Raw genomic sequence first — 12,220 nt, forward strand, 5'->3', positions numbered from 1 at the left:
CGTTCGCAGCGCCGGAGCAAGCTCGCTCGACTCGTGCGCGTCCACCATCAGCGCGGCCTCGGGTGGATCGGCAGAAGCCCGGACTGATCATGGTCTGCTCAGCAGCGCCGCGGCTGCGCTGCTGCCCAACAGGATCGCCGGACGGCGGAGCCTGGTGTCGAAGTCGGGCACGACCTCTCCGCCGCCGCTGAGGGGGGCCCACCCGCAGTAGAGGCGCCCGCGACCGAGGGAGACGGCGTCCCCGAGGGCCTCCTGGAACGCGGCAGGCACGTCGACCTGGCCGTCGGCAAGACCGTCCGGGACGTACACCGACGAGGCCCACACGGCGTCGCCGCCCGCCAGTGCCGTCGGGGACGGCAGTCTGAGCTCGATCCCGAGAGCTCCGTAGAGGACGCCGTCGTCGTCCACGAGCTGCGTGAGAACCGAGATGATCCACGCCGCGAGCTTGCGGGCTCGCGTCTTCTCACGGGACGACCACAGGGACTCGGGGATCCCGAGGGCGTCGGCTGCGACGGTCACACCGATGGGGTGCTGGTCCGCCGGGCCGGACGGCAGGTACTCGACGAGGACGACGCCCCAGGTGGGATGCCGGAACCCGGCGAGGATCGGCCGACCCCGAGTGGTGTCCGCTCCGGACACCACCGCGTCGAAGGAACCGGGTGAGAGGTCCTGGCGCGCGGCCAGGTCCTCGAGATGAAACCTGAACTCGAAGCTCTGCTCCCACGGCGCGACGACGACCGCGCCGGTCCCTGTGCAGCCTAGGGAGACGGCGACGGTGCAGGCGCGCGAGAACTGGTCCTCCTGCGCGCCGGCAGCGACGACGGACGCCGTCAGGTGCGGCGGCTCCGGGTACAGCAGATCGTTCATAGCTTGCCCAGGAGGCGAAGGATCGCGGTCACTTGACCATTGTTGGGCACGAACGCGGTGGACAGCTCACCGGTCGAGCGGGCGAACTGCGCCGCGAACCACTTGCCGTCGATCCGTGCGAGGTGGAGGAACGTGTCCGTCCCACCTGTGCTCCACGGCACGATCTTCGAGCTCCCGGAGGCTCTCGTCACAAGTGTCGTCCACTCCTCGAACTGAACCTTGCCGGCGGTGCGTCCGAACCACTGGGCTGCGTGCCTGCCGAAACTGTGGTTGAGGCCGGCCTCGGTGACGAGCGGGGAGTACGGCGTCAACCCGAGCGGGTCCACCCACGCCGTCGGGTTGTCGACATAGGTCGCGGGGTTCGGTGACCCGAGGAGCCCGAGCGGGTCCGCGCTGGCGTACCGCCCGGTGGTGGGGTCGTAGTGGCGGAAGTAGTTGTAGACCAGGCCGGTCTCGTCGTCGGTGTACTGGCCGGGGAACAGCAGCAGGCAGGTGACGGTCGTCCCGTCGGCGGCCGGAGCGTCGAGCGGGGCGCCCCAGATCGTCGTCCGGCGGGACCACGCGACGGTTCCGTCGGGGGTGACGAGGTCGGTCGGGGCGCCGACGAGGTCGGAGACGATCGCGTGGAACCGCTCGTCGTACCAGGCCTGTTCGTGCGGGGCCTGGTCGTGCGAGGGCTGCTCCCGCTCGGTGCGGGTGCGCTGGGTCAGCGGGGTGAGGCCGTCGGGGGCGTGGTCCCAGGTCGTGACGACCGGGTCGGTGCCGGCCATGGTGCGGGTCTGTTCGGCGAGCGTGGTGCCGTCCCAGGTGAACACGACGGACTCGACGACGGCGCCGTCCTCGAGGCGGTGCTTGGCGGTGCGGCGGCCGAGGGCGTCGTAGGTGTAGCGCCACACGGTGCCGTCGGGGGTGGTGCAGGTGGTGAGGCGGTCGTGGGTGTCCCAGCTGTAGGTGTGGGTGCGGGTGCCGCCGGAGAGCAGCCTGGTGCGGCGGGTGACGAGGCGGCCCGCGTCGTCGTGGACGTACGTGGTGCGGCCGGCGCGGACGACGCGGGTGCCGGTGTGCTCGCGGGTGCCACGCGGGCCCTTGGCGGCATCGGGGTCGGTGCCGTCCGAACCGTCGGTGCCCGGCCACACGGCGTCGGTGACATTGCCGGCCGGGTCGTAGGTGTACTGCTCCGTGGCCGGCCCCGGACCCGTTGCGGCAGAGGTGATCCGGCGCAGCGGGTCGAGACCGAGGACCGTCGTGCCGGTGAGGTCCTCCACCCGGGTGAGGTAGCCGTCATCCGCGTACCCGTAGGTGCGGCGCAGCACCGGGTCGCCGGCCGTGCTCGTGAGGGTCTGCGCGGCGAGCAGGCCGGAGGTGTTCCAGGCCAGGTCGAGGACGGCGCCGGTCGGGTCTGGGCCGAGGGTGCGACGCGTGGGCCGGCCCGCCGCGTCGTACCCGAAGCGCACCAACGGATCGGTCGTGCCGTCCTGTGTGCCGGTCAGCGCGACCGGACGGCCCGCGCCGTCGTACGCCCAGCCCGACGCGGTGCCGGCCGGCGTGGTGCGCCCGGTCCGCCGGCCGGCCGCGTCGTACTGCGAGGCCAGCGTCCGCACACCGAGCGGGTCGGTGGTCGTCTCGGCGACGACCCGGCCGACGGCGTCCCGGGTCAGCGCGAGGTCGGCGTCCGGATTCGCGGCGCGCACGAGCCGGCCCGCGGCGTCGTACGCGAACGTCGCACGGACGGCGACCCCCGACGGCCCGGCTGCCACCTCGGCGAGCACCGCACCGCGCGCGTCGCGCTCGTACTCCACGACCCCCGCCGCGCTCTCGCGCCGCACGACCTGGCCTGCGGCGTCCCGGGTCAGGCTCCGGGTGCGGCCGTCGAAGTCGGTCTCGGCGACGAGGTCGCCGCGCGGGTCGTAGGCGTACCGCCATGTGAGGCCGAGCGGGTCGGTGACCGCGACGAGGCGGAGCTCGGTGTCGTACGCGTAGCGGGTCGTCGCGCCGTCGGGCGTCGTGACCTCGGCGGGCTGGTCCCACGCGGTCGGCACGACCCGGGTCGTGCCGCCCACCGGGTCGGTCGCCTCGCGGAGGTTGCCCTCGGCGTCGTAGGTCCACGTCCAGTGCGCGCCGTCCGGGCCGGTCCGCTCCCGCAGGTGCCCCTCGACCGTCCACGCGACCCGCGTCGTCGCACCGGCCGGGTCGGTCACCGCGACCGGGCGGCCCAGCGCGTCCCGGGTCACGGACGTCGTCGCGCCCGTCGGGTCGACGACCTGGAGCGGCAGCCCGGCCGGGTCGCAGGCCACCCGGGTCGTCGCGCCGACCGGGTCGGTCACCGTGACGAGATGCCCGGCGTCGTCCCACTCGAACGCGGTCGTCGCCCCGGTCGGGTCGGTCTGCTCGAGCAGCAGCCCGCGCGCCTCGTCGTACCGGCTCGTCCACGTCGCGCCGGTCGGGTCGGTCGCCGTGACGGGCAGCCCGGCGTCGTCGCGGCCGAGCGTCGTGACGGCGCCGTCCGGCAGGGTCACGGACGTCGCACGGCCGGCCTCGTCGTAGGCGTACCGGGTGGTCCGGCCGAGCGGGTCGGTCGCGGCGAGCGGGTGGTTGCGGTCGTCCCACTCCTGCAACCAGACGCCGCCGAGCGGGTCCTCCCGCCGCACGATCTGGTGGGCCGCGTTCGCGGTGAAGACCGTCGTCCGGCCGAGGGAGTCGGTGAACCGGGCGGTCGTCGTCCCGTCGGCCGCGGGCGAGTCGTCGTAGCCGATCCGCGCCCGGAGCACTCCCTCGGTGCCCTCGGCGGCGTAGCAGCGGCCCTGCTCGTCGTAGCGGTACGCGTACCAGGTGCCGTTGCGGTCCTCCCAGCGGACGACGCGCCCCAGGTCGTCGTACGCGTACCGCATCGCGCTGCCGGAGGAGTTGAACACGTGGGTGAGCCGGCCCGCGGTGTCGTACCCGTACCGGGCGACGACGACGTCCGCCTCGGCAGGCTCGCCGGTCCCGGCAGCGGGGCGGCCCTCGACGACGAGCGCGGCGATCCGCCCGTCGACCGTCTCGACCCGCACCCGGTACGCCGTCCGGCCGGAGCCGTCGACCGCGACGATCCCGGTGAGCCAGCCGTCGGCGTCGTACCGGTACTCGGTCCGCCGCCCGGCGCGGTCGCAGACCCCGACGACCGGCAGCGCGGTCACCCCTGCGACGCCGCCCGCGGCCGAGAAGTGCTCGGTGAGGCCGGACACCGGGTCGTGCACCGAGTACGTCTCGACGACGCCGGCGAGCGGGTCGGGGACGGCCGTCCGGGTCAGCTGCAGCCGCGGCCCGTGGGAGCACTCGACCGCGACGCCGTCGGGCGCGGCCGGGAAGAGCAGCACGAGGCCGTCCCCGCCGGTGTACACGACGCCGGTGTCGTCGACCTCGAGCCGCCGGTCCAGGCTGGTGTTCCAGGCCGGACCGAACCGGTGGCCGATCTGGTACGACGACTGGTGGATCCGGCGGACGGCGACCGGCGGCGCCCCCGGCGCCACCGGCAGCGACAGGTCGACGGCGTCGACGAACATCTCACCGGTCGCGAGGTCGATCGGGTCGGCCTCGAACGCCCGGCAGATCACGGCGCGCGCGAACAGCCCCGGCTCCCGGGCGGCACCGCGCAGCCCGCCGGCGATCTCGAGCCCGTGCGGGATCGCCGTCCGCAGCCCGAACGCGCCCTCGCCGAGCAGCTTGCCGCCGCCCGCGCGCAGCGCCGGCACGAGCGCCCGGGCGCCCTCGGCGAGCGCCCCCGGTTTGAACGGGATCACCCCGAGCACCGCGAGCCCGACGTCGAGCAGTGACGCCTCGCCCTTGAGGTACTTGTCGACCTTGTCGGCGAGGATCACCGCCCCGGCCGCGATCGACGCCGCCATGATCGCCCAGCCGAGCGGCCCGGACACGAACAGCGCCACGACGCCCGCGACGAGCGCGACCTTCTCGCACAGCGACACGAAGTCGTCCCAGGACCGGAACGGTGCACTGACCTTGTCCCAGGCCTTCTGCCACCAGGACTTGTTCGCGATCCCGGAGTCGTGGAGGGCGTCGTCGATCTCGTCGACGCAGGCCCGCTCGGCGTCGCCGCGCAGGGCGGCCGCCTCCCGGGCCAACCGGGCCGCACGGGCCTGGTCGGCCTTCGCCGACACCGCCCGCGCGACCGCCGCCCGGACCTGGCTGCGCGTCGCCTCGTCGAGGCCGGACGTCGCCGCGTCGGCCTGCGGCACGCTCAGCCCGTGGCTGCCCCACGGCAGCGTCGTGCCCGCCGGCAGCGCGGCGTCGGCGCTGCGCCGCGCCCACCAGAACCGGTCCTGCGCGTCCGAGCCCGCACGCAGCGCCGTCCGCGCCTTGCCCTGCGCCTCGTCGAGCCGGGTCGCGAACCGGCCCAGCGCCGCGGCGCAGCCGCGGTAGGCCTTCTCCAGCTTGGCGAGCTCGTCGGGGAGCTCGGCGAACTGCTCGACGTACGCGCCCGCGTAGTCGCCGCGCATGCGCAGCGGCCCGCCGGACACGTCCGCCGCGACGGTGCGCAGCCGGTCCCGGTTCGACGCCGCGAGGTCCGCGTAGCCGGACAGCCGCGCCGCGAGCGCACGCACCCCCTCGACGTCCCCCGGGCACGGGTCGGCACCGAGGTCGACGAGCGACCAGTCGGCCGTCACGGACACGGGGCTCCCCTCACGCCGGCCTCACGAGGCACGGCCCGGCGCTCAGCCGAGCGAGCTGCCGAGCGAGCTGTCGAGCTCCTGGTGCTTCGCGACGACCTGGTCGAGGAACGACTTCATGCCGCCGAGGCCCTCGAGGACGTTGCGCGCGCCGTTGTTCCACTGGTCGTACGACGCGGCGAACTTGCCCGACGCGAGCTCGGTCTTGAAGCCCGACTGCACGAGGTTGTCGATCATCGCCTTGAGCTGGCTGACCTGGTCCATCATGTTCTGCTGCGCGGTGTTCAGCCGGCCTGCCGCCGAGGTGACCTCTGCGTAGGTGACGTTGATGCTCGCCATGACACGTCCTCTCATCGGTGCGCGGAGCCGCGGGTGCGGACCGCCGTCAGGTGTCGCTCCCCGGTGCGGGGTCGGTGTGCTCGGGGTCGGCCGGGCCGGCCCACGCGAAGGTGCCGCTCACGGCGTCGAAGAGGTCGAGCAGCGCGTCGGCGATGCTCGCCTGCGGGCTGGTCAGGACGACGTCGACGACCCCGCCGCCCGGTGCCGGCACGAGGGTGTGCATCGCGACGAGGTCGGGGCCGGCGTCCGGGGCGGCGTCCGGGTCGGTGGGGCCCGCCTGCAGCCGGCCCACCGACGTGACCCGGACGGCCGGGCCGGCCGGCAGGTCGACGAGACCGACCCGCCGCCAGGTGCCGGGGCCGTCCGCGCCCTCGTGGGCGGTGACCGACGCGGCGATCTCCTCGACCGTCTGCCCCGGGCGCAGCGGGTCGCCGTCCGTCCGGAAGACCATGAGGGAGGCGAGCAGCGGGCCGCCCGCGGCGACCGGGTCGACGGCGACGGCGCACAGGAGCGCACCGCGGGCCTGGGCGTCCTCCGCGACCTCGCGGAAGAGCGCGAGCAGCGCGGCCCGGTGCCGGCGCAGGCCGGGCTGCGCGGCGATCCGGGCGTCGACGATCCGGGCCAGGTCCGCTGTCCGGGTGGCCCGCCATGCGTCGAAGCGGAACCAGGACGGCGGCACCCGCACCGTGAACGCGGGAGCGGCCTCCGGCGCGGCGTGCGCCGCGGTCCCGAGGGTCATCGCGCGCCCCTCGTCGGGGCGCCGTCGCCGGACGCCGCGCCGTCGCCGCTCGTCGTGAGCGCGCCGGCGAGGCCCTGGTCGAGCGACTCCGCGCCCTCGGCGAGACCGTTCATGAGGCCGATGCCACGCTCGAGGAGCTTGTCGAGGAGCGTGCGGTTGTCGGAGGAGTCCTTGAAGAACCGCTGCAGCGCGCCCTCGACCTCGGCCGACCCGCTGGAGCCGTCCGCGACGGTCGCGCCGAAGCCGTTGAGCGCCGTCCGGATCGTCGTGAGGTCGGACGCGACGGACCGCGCGGCGGCCGTGTCGACGCCGAAACCGTCTGCCATGTCCCCCCGATCACGACTCGTCGCGGATCGTGATGGGTCCCCGCGCCGTCAGCAGTGGATCACCCTACGGGCGTCACCCAAGGCGATCAAGTGACGCTAGCGTGGGCGGTCGGCGCCGTGATGTGGTGGCTGTGCGTGATCCCGCTGCCGGCGCCCGGCGCACCGGGAGTGACCAGTTGGACCGTTCGACCTGGGGTGGGGACGTGGACTTCGGCGACAAGTACGTCGGCGCCGTCCCCGTCGGGCACGGCGCCGCGGGCACCGTCTACCGCGCCCGGTCGGTGGCCTTCGGGCGGGACGTCGCGGTCAAGGTCTTCCACGGCACCCTGGACGACGAGCGGCTGCAGCGCGCGTTCCGGCGCGAGTGCGAGGTGCTCGGCGCCCTCGGCGGCCACCCGAACATCGTGCCGGTCCACGACAGCGGCCTGACGGCGTCCGGGCAGCCGTGGATCGTCATGGGCTACTTCGACCTCGGCAGCCTCCCGACCGGCACCCCGCTGCCGCCGGGAGAGGCGGCCGCCGTCGCGCTCGCCGTCGCCGAGGGGCTCCGGGCGGCGCACGACCGCGGCGTGCTGCACCGGGACGTCAAGCCGCAGAACGTGCTCCGCAGCAGCACGGGCGCAGTGGCGCTGGCCGACTTCGGGATCAGCGTCCGGTCGGCCGACGAGGTCACCTCGGCCGCCTCGACCCCGACCTACGCCGCGCCCGAGGTGCTGCGCGACCACACGGCGGCGTCGCCGGCGTCCGACGTCTTCAGCCTCGCCGCGACGCTCTACGCGCTCCTCGCCGGCCACCCGCCGCAGCCGCGCCGGCCCGGCGAGACCGACCTCGTCCACCTCCAGCGGCTCGTCGGCGAGCCGGCACCGCCGCTGCCGGACGGCGCCCCGCCGCACCTCGCCCGCGCCGTCGCCGCCGCGCTCGAGCCCGACCCCGTGCTGCGCACCCGCACGGTGCAGGCGTTCGCGGAGGCCGTCCGGGCGGCGGCCGCCGCCGACCGGCTGACGCTCGCGCTGCCGGCCGGCTCGCCGGGCGTTCCCGCGGCCACCGCCGTGCCGGCCGCAGCAGCGCTCGCCGCGTTGCCGCCGCCGGCCGCCCCGGCCCCGGCAGTACCCGTCGCGCCGGACCTGCCCGTCTACGCCGACCCGACCCGCACCTCGGTCCCGCCGGTCGTCCCGCCCGCCGCGGCACCGCCGTCCCGCCGTCGCGGCCTCGTGCTCGCCGCGCTGTCCGCGGCCGCGGTCGCCGCCGTCCTCGGCGGCGTCGTCCTCGTGGTGCTCGACCGGTCCGGCGGGGACGTCGCCGCCGGGTCGCCCACCGCGTCACCGGTCGCCGTGGCGTCGAGCAGCCCGGCCGTGACGCCGACCCCCGGCCCGTCGTCCGGTCCCGTCACGCCGTCGCCCACCACGTCGTCCGGCTCGAAGAGGCCGACCCCCGAGCCCGTGACCGTCTCCGGCACAAAGGGTCCGAGGAAGAAGGTCGCTGTCACGGCACCGGCCCCGACGCTCAGCCGGGCAGGCCGGACCGCCGACGTGAGGGTCACCGTGCGGGTGGACGCACCGGCGACGTTCACGATGCTGCGGCTCATCGTCAAGGACTCGGCCGGCAACAGCGTGGGCGCGATCGAGAGCAAGGACGGCGCCCGCGTCACGTCGTCCGTCACGCTCGCCGGCTCGAAGACGATCCAGAAGCCCGGCCGCTACTACGCCCTTGTCCGTTACCTCGTGCCCGGCGGCCCCATGGTGGACGGCCCGACGAACGGCTTCACGATCCGGCCGTTCGACGCCAACGGGGTCTGGACCGACGAACCCCGGGTCGCGGTCGGCGCCGACGGCACGGTGACGCTCGACGGGCGGGTCGAGGTGACGCGGAAGCTCCACTTCCAGGAGCTGCAGATCGCCGTCCGCGGTGCCGGCGACAGCCAGGTGGACGCGGACGGCAACCCGCTCGACGTGGCGTTCCACCACGACAGCACGACGGTGTCCGTCGACTCGTACTTCCAGGGCCGGCGCAGGTACGCACCCGGCACCTACCTCGCGAACGTCGCCTACATGCTCGTCGACGGGACGTGGCACAACGGCCCCCGGGTGTCGTTCACAGTCAGCTGACCCGCCCGTCGTCACCGTCCTCTGGCGGGATACGCACCCCAAAACGCTGTTCTGGGGTCGAGAACCCGCCAGAGGACGCGTGCTCGCTACTGGACGTAGGCCTCCACCTGGAGCGACGGGCGCTGCTCGACGGTGTCCGGGTCGAGCCCGGCCGCCCGCATGGCGCGGCGTCGCCGCAGGGTGTCCCACATCTGGTCGAGGTTCGTCTCGAGCTGCGCGAGCCGCTTGACCTCGACCTCCTCGCTGACCTCCCCGCTGTCCCGCAGGGCACGGAGCTTGCGCTCCTCGGCGACGAGTCCCTGGATGCAGTCCAGGATCTCCCGGTCTTCCATGGCGGCCTCCTCGAGGTGCTGCCCTCGGCCTCGGCCAGGCCTCCCACGCAGCCCGGTCCGTCGCCTCGACGCTAGGTGCGAAGGCTGCTCCGAACGGGGGTACGAGGTCCCTACCCTGACCGCGTCGACGCAGGTCAGAGCGTGGTCAGCACCGAGGGTGAGCCGCTCGTCACACGAGGCCGGCGGAGCAGGTCAGCGGTCGAGGTAGTCCACGAGGTCGGCCGCGATCCCGGTGTACGTGCCCGGGGTGAGGTCGAGCAGGCGCTGCTGGACGTCGTCCGGCAGGCCGAGCCCGAGCACGAACTCGCGCATCGCGGCGGCGTCGACCGTGCGGCCGCGGGTCAGCTCCTTGAGCCGCTCGTAGGGCTGGTCGAGGCCGTGCACGCGCATGACCGACTGCACCGCCTCGCCGAGCACCTCCCACGTCGCGTCGAGGTCGCGTGCGAGGGCCGCGGCGTCGACGTCGAGCCCCGCCAAGCCCTTGCGCGCGTTGTCGATCGCGAGCAGCGAGTGGCCGAACGCCGTCCCGACGTTGCGCTGCATGGAGGAGTCGGTGAGGTCGCGCTGCATCCGCGAGGTGACGAGGGTCGAGGCGAGGACGTCGAGCAGGGCGTTGCTCACCTCGAGGTTCGCCTCGGCGTTCTCGAACCGGATCGGGTTGACCTTGTGCGGCATCGTGCTCGAGCCGACCGTGCCCTGGCCGCGCACCTGCGCGAAGTAGCCGAGCGAGATGTACGTCCAGACGTCGGTCGCGAGGTTGTGCAGGATCCGGTTGAACCGCGCGACGTCGGCGTAGAGCTCGGCCTGCCAGTCGTGCGACTCGATCTGCGTCGTCAGCGGGTTCCACGTGAGGCCGAGGTGCTCGACGAAGGTCCTCGAGACCTGCGGCCAGTCGGTCGCGGGGGCGCCGGCGACGTGCGCGGAGAAGGTGCCCGTCGCGCCGTTGATCTTGCCGAGGTACTCGGCGCGCCCGATGCGGCGCAGCTGGCGGCGCAACCGGTGCGCGAGGACGGCGAGCTCCTTGCCGAGCGTCGTCGGCGTCGCCGGCTGGCCGTGGGTGCGGGCGAGCATCGCCGCGCCGGCGTGCTCGCGGGCCATCGCCGCGACGTCGTCGACGAGCCCGGACGCCGCGGGTAACCAGACCTGCTCGACGGCGCCCTTCACCATGAGCGCGTACGCGAGGTTGTTGACGTCCTCGCTCGTGCAGAACAGGTGGACGATCTCCCCGAGGTCGGCGAGCGACGTCCCCTCCATCCGCTTCTTGACGAAGTACTCGACGGCCTTGACGTCGTGCAGCGTGACCCGCTCGGTCTCCGCGATCTCCGCGACGGACGACGCGTCGAACGTCGCGACGACGTCCCGCAGCCGTGCGGTCTCGTCGTCCGTCAGCCGGCGCAGCCCGGGGACGGCGCCCGTCTGCGTGAGGTGGATCAGCCACTCGACCTCGACCCGGACCCGCTCCCGGTTGAGCGCCGCCTCGGACAGGTGCTCCGCCAGCGGCGCGACCGCCGCCCGGTACCGGCCGTCGAGCGGGCCGAGCGGGGCGTCGAGGAGCGCGGGGGCGTCGGTCGGGCTGCCGTCGGTCGGGCGGGCGTCCGTGGGCGTCGCAGTCACGTACTCGATGGTCCCACGGGTGAGGCGCGCCTCCGGACGGCGTCCGACGGGCGGGCAGCGCCCCGGGGACCCGTCCTCTGGTGGGTTCTGCACCTCAAGACGCACGTTCGGGGTCGTTGACCCACCAGAGGACGTCAGCCGGCGAGGCCTTCCGCCGGGAGCGCCTCGGTGGACTGCGGTGCCCGCGCCGACTCGGCGAGCACGATCCCGGCGAGGACGACGGCCCCGCCGACGATCTGCACCGTCGTCAGGGTCTCGCCGATGGCGGCCCAGGCGACGAGGCCGGCGAGCGGCGGCTCGGCGGTGCCGACGAGGCCGACCCGGGTGGCGCCGATCCGGGTCAGCGCGGTGAGCACGAGGGCGAACGGCACGAGGGTGCCGAGCACGACGACCCAGCCGACGAGCAACCACGTCGGGACGAGCGGTCCGGTGCCGCCGCCGCGCAGGCCGACGTCGACCCCGAGCTGGGCGAAGGGGTAGGTCCACCAGGGCTGGAGCAGGGCCCAGAAGACGGCCGCCGCGGCGAAGCTCCAGGCCGCCAGCGACCAGGGGTCCCGCCGGGCCAGGCCACGCTCGCCGAGCAGGTAGTACGCCGCCAGCGCCACTGCGGCGAGGCTCGCGGCCGTCACGCCGACGGCGTCGAGCGTGAGCCCCGCCCACACCTGGGCGACGAGGGCCAGTCCGGCGAGGGTCAGGACGAGCGCGACCCAGATCCGGCGGCGGACCGGCTCCTTGCGTACGTAGCGCACCCACAGCGCGATGAGCAGGGGGGCGGTGAACTCGATGAGCAGGCTGATGCTCACCGGCATCCGGGTCATGGCCACGAGGTAGAGCCACTGCACGAGGGCGAGCCCGACGACGCCGTAGACGCAGACGAACCCGAGCTCGCGCCTCCCGATCCGCAGCGACCCCGGACGCCGCCACGTCGCGATGACCGCGAAGAGCAGGGCGGCGCCGAGGCAGCGGATCTCGACGAGCCGCAGCGACGAGAGCCCGGTGGCCATGACGAGCTTGCTCACGGTGCCGTTGACCGAGAACAGCGTCGCGGCGAGCAGGACGTACCCGACTCCGACCCACGAACGCGCCCGGTCATGGGACGAATTCACGGACGGAGCGTAGGGGCTGGACGCGCCGCAGGTCGCCGTCCGACCACGTGTCGGACGACGACCTGCGTACCGCTCTACGGCTGGGGCTGCGGCGCGTCCAGCCCCTACGCTCCGTCCGTGAATTCGTC

9 protein-coding genes are annotated in these 12,220 nt (G+C 74.4%); 1 reads left to right on the top strand and 8 read right to left on the bottom strand.

From position 1 onward, the window contains the following. Positions 1 to 87 precede the first annotated feature (87 nt). Genes EDJALFJO_RS29600 through EDJALFJO_RS29620 form a run of 5 tightly spaced genes read right to left on the bottom strand, consistent with a single transcriptional unit; the run spans position 88 to position 6,935 of the window. Entirely contained in the window at positions 88 to 867 is a 780-nt protein-coding gene (locus tag EDJALFJO_RS29600; protein WP_088289921.1) for a hypothetical protein, read from the bottom strand. Continuing rightward, complete coding sequence (locus EDJALFJO_RS29605; RefSeq protein ID WP_088289922.1) at positions 864 to 5,534, bottom strand: RHS repeat-associated core domain-containing protein; 4,671 nt, start codon at positions 5,532 to 5,534, stop codon at positions 864 to 866. The genes EDJALFJO_RS29600 and EDJALFJO_RS29605 overlap by 4 nt, the downstream gene beginning before the upstream one ends. A gap of 42 nt (positions 5,535 to 5,576) precedes the next feature. Further along, positions 5,577 to 5,870, bottom strand: coding sequence for a WXG100 family type VII secretion target (locus EDJALFJO_RS29610; RefSeq protein ID WP_088289923.1), 294 nt, complete (start codon positions 5,868 to 5,870; stop codon positions 5,577 to 5,579). 46 nt (positions 5,871 to 5,916) lie between these two features. Continuing rightward, entirely contained in the window at positions 5,917 to 6,609 is a 693-nt protein-coding gene (locus tag EDJALFJO_RS29615; protein ID WP_088289924.1) for a hypothetical protein, read from the bottom strand. After that, positions 6,606 to 6,935: a hypothetical protein gene (locus tag EDJALFJO_RS29620; RefSeq protein WP_088289925.1), complete on the bottom strand. Its 330-nt coding sequence runs from the start codon at positions 6,933 to 6,935 to the stop codon at positions 6,606 to 6,608. Before EDJALFJO_RS29620 ends, EDJALFJO_RS29615 begins: the two co-directional genes overlap by 4 nt. A gap of 203 nt (positions 6,936 to 7,138) precedes the next feature. Here EDJALFJO_RS29620 and EDJALFJO_RS29625 point away from each other — a divergent pair, with 203 nt between their 5' ends. Next, positions 7,139 to 9,040: a serine/threonine-protein kinase gene (locus tag EDJALFJO_RS29625; protein WP_158220615.1), complete on the top strand. Its 1,902-nt coding sequence runs from the start codon at positions 7,139 to 7,141 to the stop codon at positions 9,038 to 9,040. 86 nt (positions 9,041 to 9,126) lie between these two features. Here EDJALFJO_RS29625 and EDJALFJO_RS29630 read toward each other — a convergent pair whose 3' ends face one another. The 3 genes from EDJALFJO_RS29630 to EDJALFJO_RS29640 all read right to left on the bottom strand — a co-directional run bounded on the left by EDJALFJO_RS29630 (position 9,127) and on the right by EDJALFJO_RS29640 (position 12,092). Then, complete coding sequence (locus EDJALFJO_RS29630; protein WP_088289927.1) at positions 9,127 to 9,372, bottom strand: DUF2630 family protein; 246 nt, start codon at positions 9,370 to 9,372, stop codon at positions 9,127 to 9,129. Positions 9,373 to 9,564: 192 nt separating this feature from the next. Beyond that, on the bottom strand, positions 9,565 to 10,986 hold the full coding sequence (gene purB, locus EDJALFJO_RS29635; protein ID WP_088289928.1) for an adenylosuccinate lyase: 1,422 nt from the start codon (positions 10,984 to 10,986) through the stop codon (positions 9,565 to 9,567). Positions 10,987 to 11,120: 134 nt separating this feature from the next. Further along, positions 11,121 to 12,092 carry a DMT family transporter gene (locus EDJALFJO_RS29640; protein WP_198950764.1) on the bottom strand — a complete coding sequence of 324 codons (972 nt, stop codon included), beginning with the start codon at positions 12,090 to 12,092 and terminating at the stop codon, positions 11,121 to 11,123. Between the last annotated feature and the right edge of the window lie 128 nt (positions 12,093 to 12,220).

The sequence above is a fragment of the Kineosporia sp. A_224 genome, assembly GCF_002198655.1.
In the GTDB taxonomy this organism is placed as follows: domain Bacteria; phylum Actinomycetota; class Actinomycetes; order Actinomycetales; family Kineosporiaceae; genus R-H-3.